This is a genomic window from Janthinobacterium sp. BJB304 (assembly GCF_002735765.1).
Lineage (GTDB): Bacteria > Pseudomonadota > Gammaproteobacteria > Burkholderiales > Burkholderiaceae_D > Janthinobacterium.
In genome coordinates this window covers 1-17,932 of the sequence record NZ_PDZN01000042.1, presented here as the reverse complement: position 1 = coordinate 17,932, position 17,932 = coordinate 1, and the positions used below count along the sequence as shown (strand labels likewise).

Annotated in this window: 19 protein-coding genes and 1 pseudogene; 8 read left to right on the top strand and 12 right to left on the bottom strand. The window is 54.7% G+C overall.

From position 1 onward, the window contains the following. Nucleotides 1-170 precede the first annotated feature (170 nt). The gene (locus CSQ95_RS28665) at nucleotides 171-593 is read left to right on the top strand and encodes a hypothetical protein (RefSeq protein WP_143450134.1); all 423 of its coding nucleotides are present in this window, start codon (nucleotides 171-173) and stop codon (nucleotides 591-593) included. A 498-nt stretch (nucleotides 594-1,091) separates the two neighbouring features. After that, the gene (locus tag CSQ95_RS28660) at nucleotides 1,092-2,348 is read left to right on the top strand and encodes a hypothetical protein (protein WP_143450133.1); all 1,257 of its coding nucleotides are present in this window, start codon (nucleotides 1,092-1,094) and stop codon (nucleotides 2,346-2,348) included. Between the two features lie 564 nt (nucleotides 2,349-2,912). On the opposite strand, the gene CSQ95_RS28655 is transcribed toward CSQ95_RS28660, so the two are convergent. Further along, entirely contained in the window at nucleotides 2,913-3,830 is a 918-nt protein-coding gene (locus CSQ95_RS28655; protein WP_099411975.1) for a LysR family transcriptional regulator, read from the bottom strand. A 137-nt stretch (nucleotides 3,831-3,967) separates the two neighbouring features. Here CSQ95_RS28655 and CSQ95_RS28650 point away from each other — a divergent pair, with 137 nt between their 5' ends. Beyond that, a complete protein-coding gene (locus tag CSQ95_RS28650) occupies nucleotides 3,968-5,191 on the top strand; it encodes an FAD-dependent monooxygenase (RefSeq protein ID WP_099411971.1) in 1,224 nt (407 codons plus the stop codon). Between the two features lie 649 nt (nucleotides 5,192-5,840). Here CSQ95_RS28650 and CSQ95_RS28645 read toward each other — a convergent pair. The 3 genes from CSQ95_RS28645 to CSQ95_RS28635 are packed head-to-tail and all read right to left on the bottom strand — an operon-like array spanning nucleotide 5,841 to nucleotide 7,583. Continuing rightward, nucleotides 5,841-6,680, bottom strand: coding sequence for an MBL fold metallo-hydrolase (locus tag CSQ95_RS28645; protein WP_099411970.1), 840 nt, complete (start codon nucleotides 6,678-6,680; stop codon nucleotides 5,841-5,843). A 21-nt stretch (nucleotides 6,681-6,701) separates the two neighbouring features. Next, nucleotides 6,702-7,031, bottom strand: a complete 330-nt coding sequence (locus CSQ95_RS28640) for a hypothetical protein (RefSeq protein WP_099411969.1) — start codon at nucleotides 7,029-7,031, stop codon at nucleotides 6,702-6,704. A gap of 6 nt (nucleotides 7,032-7,037) precedes the next feature. Beyond that, entirely contained in the window at nucleotides 7,038-7,583 is a 546-nt protein-coding gene (locus tag CSQ95_RS28635; protein ID WP_099411968.1) for a sugar ABC transporter, read from the bottom strand. A 157-nt stretch (nucleotides 7,584-7,740) separates the two neighbouring features. Between CSQ95_RS28635 and CSQ95_RS28630 the strand changes: the two genes are divergently transcribed. Then, nucleotides 7,741-8,643 (top strand): LysR substrate-binding domain-containing protein, encoded by a 903-nt coding sequence (locus tag CSQ95_RS28630; RefSeq protein WP_099411967.1) that lies wholly within the window; start codon nucleotides 7,741-7,743, stop codon nucleotides 8,641-8,643. A gap of 30 nt (nucleotides 8,644-8,673) precedes the next feature. Next, entirely contained in the window at nucleotides 8,674-8,928 is a 255-nt protein-coding gene (locus tag CSQ95_RS28625) for a hypothetical protein (RefSeq protein WP_218963665.1), read from the top strand. A gap of 182 nt (nucleotides 8,929-9,110) precedes the next feature. Here CSQ95_RS28625 and CSQ95_RS28620 read toward each other — a convergent pair whose 3' ends face one another. Further along, nucleotides 9,111-10,127, bottom strand: coding sequence for a GlxA family transcriptional regulator (locus CSQ95_RS28620; RefSeq protein WP_306532882.1), 1,017 nt, complete (start codon nucleotides 10,125-10,127; stop codon nucleotides 9,111-9,113). Nucleotides 10,128-10,189: 62 nt separating this feature from the next. Here CSQ95_RS28620 and CSQ95_RS28615 point away from each other — a divergent pair, with 62 nt between their 5' ends. The 3 genes and pseudogenes from CSQ95_RS28615 to CSQ95_RS28605 form a co-directional block, all read left to right on the top strand. Further along, entirely contained in the window at nucleotides 10,190-10,648 is a 459-nt protein-coding gene (locus tag CSQ95_RS28615) for a tautomerase (protein WP_099411965.1), read from the top strand. Next, a complete protein-coding gene (locus tag CSQ95_RS28610; RefSeq protein WP_218963664.1) occupies nucleotides 10,614-11,369 on the top strand; it encodes an NADPH-dependent FMN reductase in 756 nt (251 codons plus the stop codon). The genes CSQ95_RS28615 and CSQ95_RS28610 overlap by 35 nt, the downstream gene beginning before the upstream one ends. A gap of 456 nt (nucleotides 11,370-11,825) precedes the next feature. Then, a pseudogene (locus CSQ95_RS28605) lies at nucleotides 11,826-11,981 on the top strand (IS3 family transposase); the annotation flags it as partial. 28 nt (nucleotides 11,982-12,009) lie between these two features. On the opposite strand, the gene CSQ95_RS29540 reads toward CSQ95_RS28605, so the two are convergent. From CSQ95_RS29540 to CSQ95_RS28585, 7 genes are all read right to left on the bottom strand, one after another. After that, nucleotides 12,010-12,636 (bottom strand): hypothetical protein, encoded by a 627-nt coding sequence (locus CSQ95_RS29540; RefSeq protein WP_143450132.1) that lies wholly within the window; start codon nucleotides 12,634-12,636, stop codon nucleotides 12,010-12,012. Then, nucleotides 12,633-13,091, bottom strand: coding sequence for a hypothetical protein (locus CSQ95_RS29535; RefSeq protein ID WP_143450131.1), 459 nt, complete (start codon nucleotides 13,089-13,091; stop codon nucleotides 12,633-12,635). Before CSQ95_RS29535 ends, CSQ95_RS29540 begins: the two co-directional genes overlap by 4 nt. 311 nt (nucleotides 13,092-13,402) lie before the next feature. After that, on the bottom strand, nucleotides 13,403-14,230 hold the full coding sequence (locus CSQ95_RS28595; RefSeq protein WP_099411963.1) for an IS5 family transposase: 828 nt from the start codon (nucleotides 14,228-14,230) through the stop codon (nucleotides 13,403-13,405). 689 nt (nucleotides 14,231-14,919) lie between these two features. Further along, nucleotides 14,920-15,462, bottom strand: coding sequence for a hypothetical protein (locus CSQ95_RS29530; RefSeq protein WP_143450130.1), 543 nt, complete (start codon nucleotides 15,460-15,462; stop codon nucleotides 14,920-14,922). A 35-nt stretch (nucleotides 15,463-15,497) separates the two neighbouring features. Further along, nucleotides 15,498-15,866, bottom strand: a complete 369-nt coding sequence (locus tag CSQ95_RS28590; protein ID WP_099411962.1) for a hypothetical protein — start codon at nucleotides 15,864-15,866, stop codon at nucleotides 15,498-15,500. A gap of 1 nt (nucleotide 15,867) precedes the next feature. After that, nucleotides 15,868-16,407, bottom strand: a complete 540-nt coding sequence (locus tag CSQ95_RS29525) for a hypothetical protein (protein WP_143450129.1) — start codon at nucleotides 16,405-16,407, stop codon at nucleotides 15,868-15,870. Between the two features lie 29 nt (nucleotides 16,408-16,436). Further along, nucleotides 16,437-17,822, bottom strand: a complete 1,386-nt coding sequence (locus CSQ95_RS28585; protein ID WP_099411961.1) for an RHS repeat domain-containing protein — start codon at nucleotides 17,820-17,822, stop codon at nucleotides 16,437-16,439. Nucleotides 17,823-17,932 lie beyond the last annotated feature (110 nt).

Sequence of the window (17,932 nt, the reverse complement as noted above, 5' to 3'; positions counted from 1 at the left end):
GCGCGAATAGCCCATTATGGTTCTTGCCCGAAAGCGGGCAATGCAGTTAGAGACCGAATATACGTGAGCAGTCGTACCTGAAAGTCAAAGACGGAATGTTTGCAAACGAGGAGGAGTCCATATACGGACAGTCGGCAATTGACCAATTAAGCTTTACTCAGAAAGTCAGCATGTCTCACCGTGATCCTTTTGATGTTATTTCATCCACCGTTGATCTGGATGATCCGGTAGAGCACGGTGATGCTCAACGCTTTATGGTTAACGCCCTGGCTCGGGTGATCGAATGTCTACCCGTTACCGCGCAGTCTTCTGTTTTGGCTGCTAAACGATATCTTGAGGGCGCGGCAACGGATAGCGAAGCCTTAGCTGTCAGGGTGAGGCTTTGGGAGACCATCCGAGGACGCGATATGTCGGATGACCCTGAGGTGTTGCGTATCAGAACCACGATTTGTGCGCTGCACGGCATGGACGCTGAAGCACCTTACGACAAGTTGGAGTACTTTCTGTTTTTTTGGGAGCGCAGCGGCTTAAGCATGGTCGAGCTAGCTGGAGCGATGTTCGACACATACGGCGTTGTTTATCACGACGTTTAATCGGCTGCGGTGTCATATGTCGAATGCGTCAGATCCATGTCTGCTTTGGGGCGTAACCTGGCAACGACGGCAACCGGCCAGAAGCTGCCCTTCAGATGCCCAACTTCCCTGGGCATACAAAATGGACTTTGTTCTTATCGCTTGGAGCTTATGAATTCGTCAATCGATAACTCGGCCTATGATAAACTATGTGAGAAAATCAGCGCTCTGACGGAGCAGCAAGAATCTCCCGAATTCAAGTCCGTTTTAGTTTAATTGGAAGAATATGACGAAGCAGGTTCGGTTGACGCGGCAGAATTTTTAGCGGAAATGCTTGCCTGCGAGGGCTGCTGTTATGACGCAGCTAAAGCATATAGATGGTATTTCGTTGCCTTACGCTGCCTCTGAAGGTGCAGAGTTAAGCTTATTACTATTATTTTTTTCGACCTTGCTTTAAAGATAATATTCTTATTTCACAAAATTAAGCATCAACACAGCCGCGATTTCCAGGGAGGCAAGATGGCAGCAAGCAGCGATATGATAGCTGAGGAGGAAGTTTTTTACGCGCAAGTGGAAAGTTATTTGGAACGCAAAGAATACCAACGGAAAGGCCGCTGCGTCCGCTTCTCCGCAGTCAACGCGAAAGATCGTGCAAATGAAGAAGGTTTGATCACGTGGACCATCGATCTAAGTTACTGGCGGTTTTGCGATCTGATAGAGGGGGGATGGATAACCGAATCTGTCCAGAAAAAAATCAACAAGCGCGACAAGTCCTGGTACGAACTGAAAGTAACCTGGGAGGGCGAGAAGGCTGACGGATATGCTTACCCAAGCTTCAGCGCGGCGTCGCCACGGTACTTCAGCCTGTTGAGCTGTACGCATGTCGTCGCGTCAACCTCACCGACCAAGCCCCTCCTTGGCACATCCGACCCGGTCGCTGATATCACTGCATTGGGGTTCGCCACCACCACCGCCAGCGGCATGGATTTCGGAACCGGTGCCGCGTGGACATTATGGACCTTCCACGTTGGTCAAGGAATGTGCTCTTTGCTCAGCGATGGCAAAGAACATGGGATTCTGCTGGATGCCGGCGCCGGGACACCAGTCAAACGACCCGACTATCTTAAGAAGTGCCCTGCGATGATTAATCAGCTGCGTGACAAGCTAAAGGGCCTAAAGCAGGTGGACATGGTGCTTTCCCACGCTGATCGAGACCATTGGAGTCTGGTTGCTTGGGACAGCGTTTTGCGTGATCAAATTCGTACCATCTACATTCCCCATGATGCGAAAGAGTTCACGTTAGCACTTAAAGATAAGGCCGTAAAATCTAAAGTGACCGAGCTAAGTAACGAATTCACTTACCAGCTATCGGATGGTGGAACCCTCAGGATACTGCGAAGCGATCCAAAATCTAAAGATGACAATAGCAACTGCCTAGTGGCGGTTTACGAATGCGGTAAGAAAGAACACTTGGTACTCCAATCGGGAGATTATGTCTATAAGGACATGGGGCAGGACACGAAAACCGCCATTCGCCAACTCAAGGACGGGCGTTATACAGCAATCGTTGTCCCCCACCACGGAGACGAAGCAAGTGCAAAAAACGTCTTCCCGCCACACACCGCCGACAAGTCGATCGCGTTTTTCTCCGCAGGAGATAATGATCAATACGGACATCCAACCGACGCATCGAAGGCCGCGCACGAGGCCGCTCACTTTAAGATTATTTCAGATAAGAATTGTCTCAGCATCATGGCAGTCCAACTCGCTCCGTAAATAAGCTGACCAGTGCTAGAGCCCTGGCGCTTTCCGGTAACGCTCGAAAGACGGCACAGCTCAGATTGAAACACGCTTTTATCAATACTTGTTGATGGTGTCTATCTCTGTTTTCGAATGGCTGCTTCGGGGCGGAAGCGGACGGTACCGTTGAATCGCCGCCAGTAGCTTAGACTTTCCTGATCCATGGTTCTTGAAGGATGAAAAACCGATGAATCGTGTTGAGGCTTAGGTGTCCTGCGAAGCACCGGGTGCGCGACCTCGTAGCTGCCTGATCCAACGACGAGAGCGGGTCTGGGTCTATCTCCCCTGCCCTGCAGAGACTCATGCCGCTCTCAAGCAAGAGCTGCCTGAGCTTCGGTGAAGTTCTCCATGCACGCTTCCGTGGCTAAACCTCAACGTCAATCCCGGGTTTCGCGGGGCGCGGCTCAATCGAATCGAGCTCTTTTTCTCATCATTCCATTCTGCAATGATGCATTTAAGTTAAAGTGTTCCGTTGATCGATTGAGTCCGCAGTTGCGGAGCAGACATTCGGCTATTCGGGCGCGTTCCTCAATTCGATTTTCATCTTGAGCCGCTCCCGACTCCTTCCAACCGCACCTGTATCAATTCCAGTAAAGCCCGAACCCGGGCAGTCACGGAATGCCGATGGCTGTACACGCCAAGCAATTGCAGCGGCGCAGGGCACAGGTCCAGCGGCACTTCCTGCAATCGGCCCGCGGCAATATCTTCCTGGCATGGATAGGCAGCCACTATCGCGAAGCCGATGCCTTGCCGCGCGCCCGCCAATGCCAGTTCGCCGCTGTTAACACGATAGCGGCTACGCACAGACACCTTCACGATTTCGCCTGTGGCGTCGAGAAACTGCCAGGGCTGGCCCTTTAACGCGCTCAAGGTGGTAATGCAAGGCAATGACCTAAGTTCGCGCACTTGCCGTGGTATTCCAGTTTTGGCTAGCAAGGCGGGCGCCGCAACCACGATGCTGGGCAGCGTAGCGAGTTCGCGGGTGATGAAGGTACTGTCATCCTGGCGCCCACGATGGAAGACGATGGACAGATCCATGTCTTCTCGGAGAGCTTCCAGACCGGTCAGGCGCGTGTCACATTCCAGTTCGATGCCGGGATGGAGGCTACAGAATTCGGCCAGGATAGGAGCTAGCAGCCTTGGCGCTTCGCCTGGCATGCACATCCTTAGGGGGCCACGAAGTTCACGCTGCACTGCGCCAAGCTCTTCCTCAGTGGAGAGTAAGGCGTCGAGCAAGGGTTTTGCGCGTTCGTAGAGTAGCCTGCCAGCTTCCGTCATGCGAAGGTGACGGGTGCTGCGTTCCAGCAAGCGGACGCCCAGCATGCGTTCCAGCGAGGCGACATGGCGGCTGACGTTAGAAGATGGCAGGGTCAGCAGGCGGGCCGCGCCGGCAAAGCTTTGTTCATCGACGACCGCCACGTAGACACGGACGGTATTCAGGTCGAGGGCATTGCGCATGATTATCCCGATTAAAGTATGAAAGCTGCCCATTTTCACATACTAGTGTTCCACAGTGGCGGAATCTAAGATGCCGTCTCGTCCGATGGATCGCCGCCGGCGGCGCATCGGGACGGATTGAATAGGAGAGCTTCAGCATGGAAATCGGAATACTTGGCGGCGGCATTGCAGGGTTGAGCGTGGCGCTTGCATTGAGCAAGCGGGGGTACAGTCCCCGGGTATATGAGCGCCGGACGGGGCCTGCGACGATGGGGGCTGGCGTTACGCTCTGGCCCAACGCCGGCTTTGTGCTAGAGGAACTCGGGCTGCTGCAAGACATAGCTGCAGTGGGAGGCCGGCCAGTGGCCATGCACCGTCAGGATGCCGCGGGCAATTCTTTGGGGGGCATCGATATTGCGCTGCTAGACCAGATTATGGGACATCCGACCCATACGATTTTGCGCCGGGACTTGCAGGCGGTACTGCTGGATCATGCGGCACAGGCCGGGATCCCGGTTGAATTCGGACATCGGGCGGTGGCGATCGACCTCGATGCTAGCGGTAAAGCCGTGGCGCGGTTCGAAAACGGGGTAAGCATTCGTCCGGATCTGCTTATCGGCGCCGATGGCCGCATGGACTCGGTGGCACGCCGGTTCGTCGCGGGGGACAACACGCCAGTTTATCAGGGCTTCGTGAACTGGGTGGGTGTGGCGCAGGGGGAGCGTGCATTAGTGGGCGATATCGCGATTCGGGATTATTGGGGCTCGGGTGATCGCTTCGGTTGCGTGGCGGTCCGGCCGGATTTGGTCTACTGGGCGGCGGCGCAGGCACGGCCATTGCCGGGGGCGGTGCCCGTAGCGGATATGCGTAAGGAGATTGAGGATCTGTTCGCGGGATGGCCGGAGCCTGTCACCCGCATCATTCAGGCGACACCGGCGCATGCCGTCCGACTGATCGCCGTGCACGACCTAGAGCCGCTGCACACGTGGAGCCGGGCGAATGTGCTGCTCGTGGGGGATGCGGCGCACGCGCCGTTGCCGACATCTGGCCAGGGCGCCTGTCAGGCGCTGGAAGACGCCTGGCATCTGGCTCGGTGTCTGGTTGGGACGGACGGCTGCCTCGATGAAGCCTTGCTGCGCTTCGCGGAGCTCCGCGGGCCGAAGACCGCGAAGCTGGCCGAGCAGGGTCGCGTTTTCGCGCGCGGGCTGTTTGCCACTGATCCTGAAACCTGCCGCATTCGCAATGAACGCGCCAAGGCGTCCGATCCCTTGCGTGACGTGTATGCCTTGGCAGCAGGATGGGCACAGGGTTTGCCGATGGCCGGCTGCACGGACGGCACGCCGGTGGACAGCGTTGGCTCCGGCAGTCTGTACCGCCTCTGAAAGACTGTGCCAATGTAGACACCGCATGGCGTCTCCGGCCGCGAGACGCCTCACTACTGAGCGAACCGGGCATTTTTGGACTGAATCGTCATCAGTAGCTTAGGCTCTCCCGATCCATGGTTCTTGAAAGATGAAAACCGATGGATCGTGTTGAGGCCTGGGTATTCTGCCAGGCGCTTGGCGTGCGATCTCGTTGTGGCCCGATCCAACGACGAGATCGGTTCTGAGCTGTCTATCCCCCCTGCCCTGCTGAGACTCATGCCGCGTGCTAGCAAAGCAGGCCATCCCTAGTCATAACTACGGGCGAAGGATGGCATAGCTGACCGAAGCAACAGCAGAGCGCCTGCTTCTGAGCGCTACCTCGGCACAGTTGGCTACGATAAACTAGCCGGTCATCTGCTTCGTGCGCTCGGCCAGATCGGGGACTTTGCGCGCTGGAGGTGGACTTGCCACCACGGCCGGCGCGGCCTGGCACGTCATGGCATCACGCCAAAACGATGGTCGGCGTCCGGTCGCGTCGCCGGATGATCGGCTCTTCAGCGCGCACGTCGACCTTGCCTAGCATTTCGGTGATTGCGAGTAGCAAGCGTCGTGGAGTCATTCACCTCATTCCCTGCGGTTGGCGCATCACAGGCAACTTTACTGGCCGCTAAGCTTCGTAGACTATCCTGTAGAGATTGCCTTTGCGTTGGATGTGCGCGAAGCCGAGTTCGCCAAGGTGCATGCCGGCGATGAGGATGTTGTCCGAGCTGACCACATCCAGCAGTTTTGAACGTGTTTTGGCCGAAAGCAGCGGATCTTGGTCGAATGCAATGGATACGTGGGGACGCGCAATCTGGATTTGAGGGAAATGAACAATATCCCCCCAGATCAACAGGCTACGATCAGCGGATTCGATGCGATAACCAGAATGCCCTGCGGTATGCCCCAGTAGGGGCATGGCACTAATACCTGGGAGAACTTCATTATCGGTAAACAGGCGCATTTTCTCCCTATACTGGTCAAACACCTTCCGAACAAACAGAAAGTTTCCGCGAGCACGCTCACTGGCTCGGCTGAGATTACTATCGTCTTCCCAGAAAGAAACCTCATGCTGGTGGATCACTAACTCCGCATCGGGAAAAGCTGCTTCTCCTGACGAATCAAGCAGCCCCCCGACGTGATCGGGATGTGCATGTGTCAGAAGAATCGTGTCGATGTCGGAGGGTTGTACACCAGCAAGTGCAAGATTAACTTTTAGCTTGCCGCCCCATTGCTTGAATCCCCCTGCACCTGCATCAATCAAAATTGTGCGGCCCCGGCCGCGAACCAAATAGCAATTGATATGAATGGAAGACGGGTCCTTCACACCTGCGTCTTGCTGCAACTTTGACGCATCCAACAAATCGATATTGGAGAGTAAATCGAGACTGGCAGAAAGGTATCCGTCACTGATGGCCGTGATCGAAAACTCTCCAATCTGTTGGCTTGGAAATTGTATGTGATCCATTGGCGAATTCCTCACTAATATTCAGTTGCGTGCATGAATGGCCGGGGCCGCGTAGCCAAAGCAACGGATGCGTGCAGTAAGGCCGGTATTTCCTTTGATGATGCCATCCAGTTTTTCCATAAAGAAATCCATGACGGGTTTCGTCCTAAACGGTTCAAGGCGGTATTTGATTTCTGCATATGCCTGATGATTCCCCCGGCCATGACGGACACCAACATAGATGATGTGTACGTTCGCCAGCGCAGCTTGAAGCATCCCTGTGCAAAGTTGGGTGCATTGATCGGTGAGTTCCGCCAGATTTCCATCTGACGGCATCTTTTTGCTTGGTATGAAAATCGTAACGTTGGGCATGTGGCTCTACCGCGAGAGTTGGAGAGCGATGTCACTGCCATTCGTCAATTGGCCGGTCATAGGCGCATACAGATGGACGCCCTTCGGAAGAGATTCCATGTGGAGGTCAATGGTGCCCCCCATCTTCGCCATCCATCGATGTTCAGGGAACCTTTCCAATGCGACAGCTTGCATCCGATAAGGAATGAGGCCCATTTCGATGAGCGGCTCCGAGCCGACTGTACTCGTCACCAGATGTTCGTCTTGACCGATGGCAGGTGCGCGGTCAAGGCCGCCATAGATATTGCGGTGCCAGTCGCTGATGTGCTGCTGCCAGCGCGCGAAATTGCCACCGCCTTTCCGGCGATACTCATCCCCATGAAGTACATCGAGATCGTCGATCGTATGCATGGCGAGGTAGACAGGGCATCCGGCACTCAAGGCCTTGAAGCGCTGCGAGGTATGGAACCCGCTCACTGAAATGAGCGCGGGCAGTTTTTCCAGACTGTAGAAATGATTCCACTCTGCTTCACTGGCTGGATCGGCAAAGCTGCATTCGACTGTATAAATCATAAGATCATTCGTGACCGGAAGCGTTGCGCGCCGGAGTTCCTTGTTGATGTTCAGTCATTATGCGACCTGAATCTCGCCATATAAATCGATTTTTTGGTATGCTTCCATGATTAAGAATCAAGGTGAGCCAATGCCTTGCTCTGTATCAGGAACTCTCATGCGCAGGAAGATCCCCAGCAACGCTGCACTGATGGCATTCGAGGCCGCCGCCCGCCATGGCAGTTTCGCCCGAGCGGCGGCGGAGTTGTCACTGACGGAAGGGGCCATCAGCCGTCAGATTGGCCGACTGGAAGCCTTTCTCGGCGTTATGTTGTTTGAGCGAGTCGGAAATCGCGTCCGGCTGTTGCCCAACGGGGAGCGCTATGCGGCGCAAGTGCGCGAGTCGCTCGACCGGCTGGAGCGAGACAGCCAGTACCTGATGGGACAGCCAGTCGATGGTGCAAGCCTCGACATTGCCGTCATCCCGACTTTCGCGATGCGGTGGCTCATTCCTCGCTTGTCACAATTCCAGCAGAAACATCCGAACATCACTGTGCATCTTGCCGAACGCATGGAACCCTTCGTCCTTGCCGGCAGCGGGTTCGATGCTGCAATCCATTTCGAGCATCCGGCCTGGACGGGAATGAGGACTCACCACCTTTTGGATGAGGTGTTGGTTCCGATTTGCCATCCAGAAATTCTGACAGGAGACGAAGGCACAACCGTACTGGATAACCTACCGCGCCTGCACCGGCGACAGAACCCCGAAGCTTGGCAACGCTACTCCCAAGAAACTGGAATCCCTCTGACCAATCCAGCGATTGGTGCACGCTACGATCTTCATGCGATGTTGATCGAAGCAGCGTTGGCTGGCCTCGGTGTTGCGTTAGTACCGCGCCTCTACGTTGAAACCGAACTTGCTCAAGGACGGTTGGTCGCTCCATGGCCAGAGGGAAAAATAATTTCCAAAACCTTCTGTCTCGTCCTTCCTGAGTCGATCGGATTAAGCGGGGAGCCAATAAAAGCGTTTGCTCAATGGATACTAGACGAAGCCAAGAAACCATCGTCGACGCGACATTGATCGCAGCACCGTCGTCGACCAGGAACAATGATGCCAAGCGTGATCCTGGTAATCGGGCTGTCACACGTCCACGCGCCACAAGTGCCGGCAGTCGCGGCTGGCCTAAATATCGCAGGCTTCAACGGCGGCATTGCACTAGGTTCGCTGCTGGGAGGCGCCAGCCTGGAAGCGATGGGTCTGACGGGTACGGCGTGGGTCGGCGCTATTGCGGTGGGTCTGGGTATCGTCTGGATGCTTTGGCAGATGCGAAAGGCATCCGCATATCGCGTCGAATTGTCGGGGTAACCTCGCAGCCTGTCGTCTTTTGTGAAGTCTTCTGTGCGCACTACGGCCGGAGATGTAACCTTTGCGCGCTACATCTGGCAGGTTGTGAAGAGAAAGTTGCCAAGTCTGCTTTGAGGTTGAGTATTCCGGTAGCCTGATTGCGGTGCGCAGATTGCCCCGCTCCCGCTGAGTTGCTTGGTTCGTTACATTGGTGGCGAAACTGCCGGCCGAAATTGCCGCGGCGTCACTCCTGTGACCTTGCGCATCAGGCGCCGAAGTGCGCTCGTATCGACATAGCCCACGCGTTCAGCCACCTGCTCGACCGTCAACTTGCTCGTTTCGAGCAGCATGCGTGCCTTGTTGAGCCGTACGCTCTGCAGTAAAGCCGACGTACTGCGCCCCGTGGCGGCTCGTACGTGCCGAGAGAGCGTGCGCTCGGACATGCAAAATTCCGCCGCCAACGCTGCAACGCCGGGCGGATTGGGCAACGCGGACTCGAAACGCGCCACCAGCTTCGCGATCAGTGCATTGCCATTGGCGAGCATGGCGGGAACGATGAATTGTGCCTGGGATTGTCTGCCATCAATCAACAGCGCGCGCGATACGGCGTCGGCGAGCGCCGGGCTGAATTGCGTGCTCAACAGGTGCAGCATCAAATCGGTCTGGGCGAGCGCCGCTCCGGCGGTCACGAGTGTTCCATCGCGTATCACCATGCGGTCGGCATCGACCGCGCAGCGCGGCTCCATCTGCTGCAATAGCGGCGCCAGCCACCATGTGGTGGTGGCCCGTCGTCCCGCCAGGAGACCTGCTGATTGCAGCAGAAAAACGGCCGAGCACGACGCTGCCACGGTACCGCCTGCTTGCGCATGCGCTTGCAAGGCCTGCATGGCGCGCAACGCATCGGGCTGCGCCAGGCGCTCCTTGATGGCGGGCGGACTCTCCAGGCCGAGGCCGGGAATGACCCAGGTAGAACCATCCGGACGAGCGGTTTTCGGCAGAATCTTAGCGTCAATGGTCATGCCGTGGCTAAGCTGGACAGTGCCCTGCGTGGTGACCACGCGCCATCGCGGTGTGGCGCAAGCAGCCGTCGCCGCTAACGACGCTGCGGCCGATAAAATATCGAGGGTCAGCGCGACACTTGACGCAAAGGCGCCTGGCAAGACCAGAACCGTGAAATCATTCATTGGCTGAAGAAGCTCGAAATATGTCAAAACAGACACTGTGATTCTGCGTCAATCGGCGTTGTAATACAAGCTCCGATTCACTCACAGAAAAGCTGACCGTGCCTAACATTCTCGTCAAGATACCAAAGGGTGCATTTCCCACTGAACACCGCGCCGTCCTCGTACAAAAGCTCAACGATGCTGCAGCGATCGCGGAGCAAATTCCCGACGACCCGCGGAAACGGTCGATGTGCTGGGTGATCATCGACGAAGTGGAGCCTGGCGCGTGGACCTGCGGCGCAAGCGACATGAGCGCAAAATTGCTGCCCTGCCTTGCCGTAATTTACGTTCCAGCTGGCGTCCTGGACGATGCGTCCCAGGCCATGTATGTCGATTTGGTCCACGCGGCGTTCAAGCAGTCTCTGCCAGCGACCGAGAAACGGCAGTTGGCGACATCCGTCATACTACATAATGTCGTCGACGGCACCTGGGGCGTCAACGACACCATATGGCGACTGCCCAACTTCGCACAGGCAGCAGGCTATGCGCATCTTCAAGAGTTGGTTTCTCTCACCTGACCCGCTCAGCGCCTACCCTGACTGCACCTGCGCCAACCTGCCGCCACAAGCCATAGCCTGCAGCAGATATCTGCCACAGCACGAATGGCATAAGGCCGCATATCTGCCAGAAATGACATACTACACACCCTATTCATCACGGTTCAATCAGATGCTTCTTCTTTCCTTTTCTGGTAGCTTACGCACAGCGTCGTCCAATACGCACACACTCATTGCGGCTGGCCTGCTGGCGCCGCCAGGTGTTGTAATCGAACATTACGATGCGATTGGCGAGTTACCTCACTTTACTCCGGACCTCGATGCCAACCTTCCGCAGAGCATCGTCGACTTGCGCAGCCGCGTAGGTAAGGCGGACGGCCTCCTGATTGCCTGCCCCGAATACGCGCGCGGGATACCAGGATCTTTCAAGAACATGCTCGATTGGCTCGTAGGCAGCCCGGATTTCCCGGGAAAGCCCATCGCACTGTTCAATACCTCGCCCAGAGCATCCGCTGCGCAAGCCGCCTTGAAACTGGTCCTGGAAACGATGTCGGCAACGATCATCCACGATGCTTGTGCGACGCTTCACTTGCTGGGCAAGCAGACCGATCCAGCTACCATCGCGAATGATCCCGTTTGCGGGGAAACACTGCGGCATGCGATTCATGCACTCGTAGAACATCTCCAGGTCGAGGCGGCGCCAACTTATTCTCCACGGGGTGAATCGCCACCAGCAACTTAGACTCTCCTCATCCATGGTTCTCGGACGATGAACAACCGATGGATGGTATTAGGAGCCTGAGCGTGCTGCCAAACTCCTAGTGCGCGATCTCATAGCTGCCTGCTCCAACGCCGAGATCGGTCTGACCTGTCGATCTCCCCTGCCCTGCAGCGACTCATGCCGCGCGCCAGCAAAAGCAGGCCTTCCCTGGCTATAGCTGCCGGCGAAGGATGGTTTATCCGATCGAGGCAGCAGCAGAACGCCTGCTTTTGCGCGCTATAGCGGCACAGTTGGCTACGATAAACTAGCCCGTCATCTGCTTCGTGCGCTCGGCCAGATTGGGGACTTTGCGCGCTGGCGGTGGACTTGCCACCACGGCCGGCGCGACATGGCACCTGACGGTATCACGCCAAAACAGAAGCTTGCCTTGGCCGCTTAACCTCTGCTTTTAGAGCGCTCTAAAAAGGGGGGATTACCCCGTCAACTGGTTACATGACGGCAGAGGAAGCACAACGGGACATCAGCCATTACCTGCTGCACCGGTATAACTGGATACGGCCACATCAGTTCAATCACGGATTGGCACCGGCCGTCGCCGAAGAAAAATTTAACGTAGTGTCCGGGATGGTTTGACCACTACACTGCCAACCACCTGATGAATTTAATTGAAACTCCCTAGCCCTAAACACTTTATCGTTTCAGCCTCCCATGCCTCAAGCTGAGCCTTGGCCAGCTTCGGACTCTCCAATAACATTGCACTCAAATCTTCAGCTCTCTCGCGCATCGCACGCTGCCATCCGACGTGAGAATCCAGCTGTGACACTAACTTTTCCAATTCGATAATAGCTCGCGCCACATCGCCATCCCGCGCCCAAGCATACGCAATTGCCTGCTGTACATACGGATCACCGGGTGCTTGAAACTGCTCTGCAGCTTTCGCTAAGTCCTTCGGCGATTCAAGACTAAACAAAAAGGGCTTTGCATCTCGCTCCACTGTGGCTTCAAGGTCAGTCACCATATTTGGCATATCAGTGCTCCAACGGTCACCACCATTAGGTACGCGAAGCCGCCGGCCCAGATTAAAACTCACGTGGGTCGCAGGAACAAAAAGGGGCAAAAAGAATACCCAAACATAAAAAGACTTTGTATCGAAGCTTGATCCCTCGAAATAAATTCCTCGTACTGCAAGCTCCATCGGCAACCGTACTGCCATCGGCCCTTTTGCTACAAATCCTGGCATTGAGGGAAGCATTTGCTTCGACAAAGCCGAAAAATCCTTAGACTTCATGGACGAATCTCCATAACCGGAACAGCGTTGCCGCCCGGAAGATGTGATTGAATCTGTTGAATACGAGCGGGTGTTAAAGTCGCACTACCCGTTTTAAGATCGTAGACAGCGTTTGGCGAATTAACTGGGCCATTTACAACATCGAGCCTTACTGACCCTTTAGTACCATAAGGAACAATTTGACCATTCAAGTAAGAAACCCCCGTATGTACGTCATTTTTTCCTAATGCATTTACTTCCCGCTCAAAAGCAGAATGTACTTTAGTCCCATAGACTGGCCCGCGACCGGGGCCAACTGATTGCGCTGCTCGTTGAGCTGCAGCCGTCAAATCATCTGTAAGCGAAGTCGCAGCAGCTGCCGCCCCTTTCGCCTCCAATCCAGCAATACCCCTACCAGATGGAACACCTTCAGCCATTCCTTGCACTTCAGACCCGAGTCCAATAAGTGCCAACATTGCCCGCCCGAGTTTGGTGCCAATTAACCAGCCACCACCGAGAGGGGCAGTGCCCGCTGCAGCACAAGCTCCTTCGTGACCTACACAGGCCGCCCCCTGAGCAACGGCAGGGTTTGGACTCGATAGCATTGCGTCGCGAACTATGCCATTGTTTGCCGAATCAGCGTAGCCCACCGCGTCCTGTCGTACCGCAACGGTGCAACCCCAGCATCCATGCGGCTTTCCGCGCCATGCGCGGGGTGCGTTATCCAGGTAAAAGAGCGAGACCCCCTAATGTGGGTTTTGGCGCTGCTAAGTGACGGTTTAATAACTTAGCGGAAATTTAGTCGGTGCAGCAGCAACGAACCCATGGCCAGGTAGATCATATTTTCCGAAACATCAATGCGCTGCTCGTAGTCGCGCACCAGGCGCCGGTAACGCATCAGCCATGCAAACGTTCGCTCGACCACCCAGCGCCTGGGCTGAACAGCGAAACCTTGCTGCCCTTGCAGGCGCCGCACGACCTCCACCGTGAAGTCAAGAAACACAGCCTTGTCCATCAACTGTTTGCGGTCATATGCCGCATCCCCAAACAGATGCTTCACCCATGGCCAGCGTTTAATCAGGCCGTCGAGCACCATCTGAGCACCAGTGGAGTCGGCGATATCGGCCGGCGTCAGGTTCATCGCCAGCAAGCGACCGTCCGTGTCGACCGCGATATGGCGTTTGCGCCCGCTGAGTTTCTTGTGGGCGTCATAGCCTCTCGTTCGTGCCCCTGGCGCTTTCACGCTCTGGCTATCGACAACACCAGCACTCGGCAGCACCTCCCGTTCATTGCACATACGATCGAGCATCAGCGCCAAGTCATGAATGGTACGAAACAGCATGCGCCGCATCAGCCGCCGAAACCAGTAATAAACCGTCTGATACGGCGGGAAATCATTGGGCAGCATGCGCCACTCGAATCCGGACCGTACCATGTAACGCAGCGCATTGATCACCGTGCGCAAATCTGTCTTGCGAGGTCTTCCCGTCTTCGCTTGCCTTGGCAGCAGCGGTGCGATCAGACGCCACTCTTCATCTTTCACATCTGTGGGATAGCCACGTTTGAGTGCCGTCCTCACCTGCTGATGCCGGCTTCGATTCTCTTGCGTCCACATCGTCAATCACTCCAAAACATCAAAGATGCTTTGACCTGAAAGTTGCTATGAAGTTTTTAAACCGTCACTAAAAAGCGTATCAAATCACGGTTTCTAGTCGGTTCTGCAAATTAGTGAAATTTGGCGAAAAAATCTGCAACCGCCTGCAATAAGGTGAAATTCTCTGAAAGAGAGTGAAATTTGTTGCAATAATTTGATATTTACAGGCGGTAGCCGTTTGGTAGGTGCTGGAGATGCCGTTTACCACAAACCTACATACAGAACAACTCGCGCCCGAATGCTTGTTGGTTCTGACCACGGCCCCCGAGCCGTGTCCAACTTGTATGCGTTCGTCAGAACTGATCCTAGCTCCCTGCGGACGTGTTTAACTCGATACTCAATCGCCAGGCTATGTCATCGCCCGACAGTTGAAAATATTGAATTAGGATTGCCTCGCTAAATAACAGGTCGCAACCAATGTCAACGTACAACGCCGTCAATTTCTGAGGATTATTGTCATGTTTCATTATCAAAACAGGCCCCAGCCCATCAATATTCAGATGAGCACCATCAAACCAGTCCAAATCATCCCTGTCTCTAAACGTGGAGCCCCCAAACTTACTTACTAAATACTCAGGGGATCGCTGTGTAGCGAGCACTGGTTTACAGTCACCACTAGGCCAATCAAAAAATGTCTCATGTTCCATGCTTTAGCATCCAATCCTAACTATGCTGCAAGATATCACAGCCTGCCCGTTTCGCTCCACCACACCCGGCCGCGGCGCCATCCAAACAGGTTGTCCCGGGACATGCCCCACATCTGGCTTCACGTTCGTATAAAACTCAAAGCCTTGCCGACCTTGTGGCAACGGTCCATCATAGGCTTTTACTTTTGCCCAAGGTGATGGCATATAGTTTCTCGCCGGATTACCAATTAATTCACCTGACTCTTGAATTGCTTTAATTTCTGAAGGTGAATCACCAAGTCGATGATATGGCCCAAACCTCTCCACCTCTTTCACTTTAGGGAGTAGATTGGCTTGTAAGCCTTCAGAAAGCGCCCCCGCCTCCTTTGCTGACAAAGCTGTTTGTGTGACGGCACGACCACCCTGACCTATACCAAAGGTAATAGCAGTCATCACCTGCTCACCGACCATCAGCCCTGTGTGTAATAACGCTCCCCCATAATTTCCATTCGCAAAATCAGTCCGAGCATCATCCCACTGCACTTGCCCTGGAATTGCCACCCTCATGATTTCATTGCTTCTCACTACATTGTTTGCCGAACTTAATCCAAATCACGGTTTAGCATTCGGTTAGCCACCTCACTCCAGTCAACATCGCTACCGAACAGGAATTCCAGAAATACACTGACAGAAGTTCTCTGAAGAATTTCACCAATAGCGGATTCCATGAAAACAGCAACATCCACTGCGGCGTAATCCGCACTATTCTTTATCCCCAATGCAGGGTAGGTACCAAGGTATTCGACCTTGATCACTTCGAGAGATAGCTTAGGAAATTTCGCCAGGAGAAGAGGCTTGAGTTCTTCAACAAGCCACATTAAAAATCCCACCAATGCAGCCTGATTGTTAACTACCCCAAGCCAATCGCCCAAAACCTCAGGCTCATAAATCTCGTAACCTTCATTGCTCATATCAGTTCCCCGGAACGTACTTCGGTTTGATACCCTGCTGGTTCAAGTATTGCAGTTCGCGCGCAGTAAAATAGCCGTTGGGACTACCCGGCACATAACCTCCTCTAACGGATGGAAGACTGGAAGGGTTTGTAAGAATAATAAAGCTGTCACCCCTATCAATTCGGTCCTGTAACCACTTTCTGTTTTCAGTCCACGTTACAGGCTTTTCACCTGGTCCAGGTAGGCGGCCAGACTTAGCCCAGCTATCAGTTCCGGACTCATTGGCAACTCGCTGCAGATCTTCCATACGGCCAATAGCGGTAACTCCTTTTGCTTCCCCGGCCACAGTCTTCTCGAGAGCACGAGCTGACCGCAACTCAGAGCCAAGTGGACCTAACAGTTCAGTGGCCGCTAGTATTGCGGCTGTACCGTAATTTCCCATACCCGCTTCAGCCCCTACCTCGGGCAATGATGAGCCCGGCAGTAGGTTGATGCCAAAACCAACAACATTTCGAACATAGCGGCCAACTTGCTCAGCGCCAGTTTCGGACCACATCACGCTTAGATTATCGCCGGTATAACCATCCTTCAGTTGGGTGAAAATCCCCCCCTAGGTGAGGTGTTTGCCGAACCTTTGCTTTCCCCTTCCGAACGAGTACCCGCGTTTGCCAAAGCCGGTCTGCCCGCAGCACTATTTATACCATCTTTAATGGCATTGGCGTCCGAGAATGACAGGTTCCCAGTGTCCACCAAGCCATCAATATAGGATGCATCTTTTTTGTAGATATTCGATCCGGTGGTATATCCTTCAAACCGGAATCCCGTAGGATCAGTCAAGTTGGTCGGATTATTCAGCACATAACTATAACGGTTATAGTTCTGTCCATTCATAGGATCCTGGATCACCGGATCAGCTGACATAAACTTGCCCAGCAACGGATCGTACACGCGCCCATTCATGTGCACCAGATCCAACGGGTCCAGCATCTCGTGTCCGGTGAAGCCGCGATTGTCAATCTTGCCATCGATACTGTCATCGACACTGACATGATCGGCCACACTGCGCCGCTTGCCCCAGGCATCGTACTCAAGTCTACCGTCCACACGGATCGCGCCGTCTTCGCCCGTGTAAGCAATCAAGCTACCAAGACGATCGACGTGCGACCAGTGTAGTTTCGTCACGCCCGCTTCGTCAACTTCCATGCCGACGCCACCTGGCCAATAGGTTTTTACCTTGACGCCACCACTCGCACTCGGTTCCACCTCCTGCACACCTGCATAGATAACGTTGCCCTCGCCACGCAGCTGGCGCAAGCGCTGGTGCTCGGGACCATAGTAGAAGGTGGCGTTTGCCGCCCCCTTCGTGATGGTCAACGGCATGTCAAAACTGGTCCATGTCACCGTCTTGCCGGCAGCACTCACCAAGTTGCCATTGTTGTCGTAACCGAAGGTTCCTGAAATTCCGCTCACGCTTTGGACCGCATGCGGCCGCACAGCATTGGCGCCTGCCGGATACATGTAGGTACCAACGCCTGTCTTACTCAAGATGTTGCCTGCCGCATCATAGGTAAACTGCTGCGCCGCTTTGCCCAGCACCTGGCTGCTGGACAGGCGGTTCAAGCCATCATATTCAAAGCTTTCCTGGAAACCGCCTACATCCCAATACTGGCTGCGTTCTTTAACGTTGCCAAGCACATCGTAAAGATAATTCTCTTGAAGTCGGGCAGCCCCACTGGCCAACGTCACCGCACCATGTTCCAGCCTGCCAGTGTAGGCGTTATAGCTTTGCGACTGAAGCAAACCGTTGCCCAGTGCTGATTTCACCGCGCGGTTAGACGCATCTTGCTGCGTCGCCTGCCACAACACCAATGGGCCACGCTCCAGGCGCGCCAAATAACCATAGTTATTGAAGCGCGTCGAGAACACCTTGGCCGTGTCATTGCCGCGCTGATACCGCCACAGCTCAGATGGCAAGTCCAGTCTAGTTACCGTGCATTACACGGGGAGTTTAAAGGGGAACACAGGCGCAACGGATCGTGCATGGTCCGGACGAGCCGCCTTCGCGTGACATAATCCGTGCCGCT

Excerpts from the sequence above, each read along its gene's own strand:
- CSQ95_RS28665 (WP_143450134.1), top strand. The coding sequence starts at position 171 with ATGTCTCACCGTGATCCTTTTGATGTTATTTCATCCACCGTTGATCTG.
- CSQ95_RS28660 (WP_143450133.1), top strand. The coding sequence starts at position 1,092 with ATGGCAGCAAGCAGCGATATGATAGCTGAGGAGGAAGTTTTTTACGCG.
- CSQ95_RS28655 (WP_099411975.1), bottom strand. The coding sequence starts at position 3,830 with ATGCGCAATGCCCTCGACCTGAATACCGTCCGTGTCTACGTGGCGGTC.
- CSQ95_RS28650 (WP_099411971.1), top strand. The coding sequence starts at position 3,968 with ATGGAAATCGGAATACTTGGCGGCGGCATTGCAGGGTTGAGCGTGGCG.
- CSQ95_RS28645 (WP_099411970.1), bottom strand. The coding sequence starts at position 6,680 with ATGGATCACATACAATTTCCAAGCCAACAGATTGGAGAGTTTTCGATC.
- CSQ95_RS28640 (WP_099411969.1), bottom strand. The coding sequence starts at position 7,031 with ATGCCCAACGTTACGATTTTCATACCAAGCAAAAAGATGCCGTCAGAT.
- CSQ95_RS28635 (WP_099411968.1), bottom strand. The coding sequence starts at position 7,583 with ATGATTTATACAGTCGAATGCAGCTTTGCCGATCCAGCCAGTGAAGCA.
- CSQ95_RS28630 (WP_099411967.1), top strand. The coding sequence starts at position 7,741 with ATGCGCAGGAAGATCCCCAGCAACGCTGCACTGATGGCATTCGAGGCC.
- CSQ95_RS28625 (WP_218963665.1), top strand. The coding sequence starts at position 8,674 with ATGCCAAGCGTGATCCTGGTAATCGGGCTGTCACACGTCCACGCGCCA.
- CSQ95_RS28610 (WP_218963664.1), top strand. The coding sequence starts at position 10,614 with ATGCGCATCTTCAAGAGTTGGTTTCTCTCACCTGACCCGCTCAGCGCC.
- CSQ95_RS29540 (WP_143450132.1), bottom strand. The coding sequence starts at position 12,636 with ATGAAGTCTAAGGATTTTTCGGCTTTGTCGAAGCAAATGCTTCCCTCA.
- CSQ95_RS29535 (WP_143450131.1), bottom strand. The coding sequence starts at position 13,091 with ATGTTGGCACTTATTGGACTCGGGTCTGAAGTGCAAGGAATGGCTGAA.
- CSQ95_RS28595 (WP_099411963.1), bottom strand. The coding sequence starts at position 14,230 with ATGTGGACGCAAGAGAATCGAAGCCGGCATCAGCAGGTGAGGACGGCA.
- CSQ95_RS29530 (WP_143450130.1), bottom strand. The coding sequence starts at position 15,462 with ATGAGGGTGGCAATTCCAGGGCAAGTGCAGTGGGATGATGCTCGGACT.
- CSQ95_RS28590 (WP_099411962.1), bottom strand. The coding sequence starts at position 15,866 with ATGAGCAATGAAGGTTACGAGATTTATGAGCCTGAGGTTTTGGGCGAT.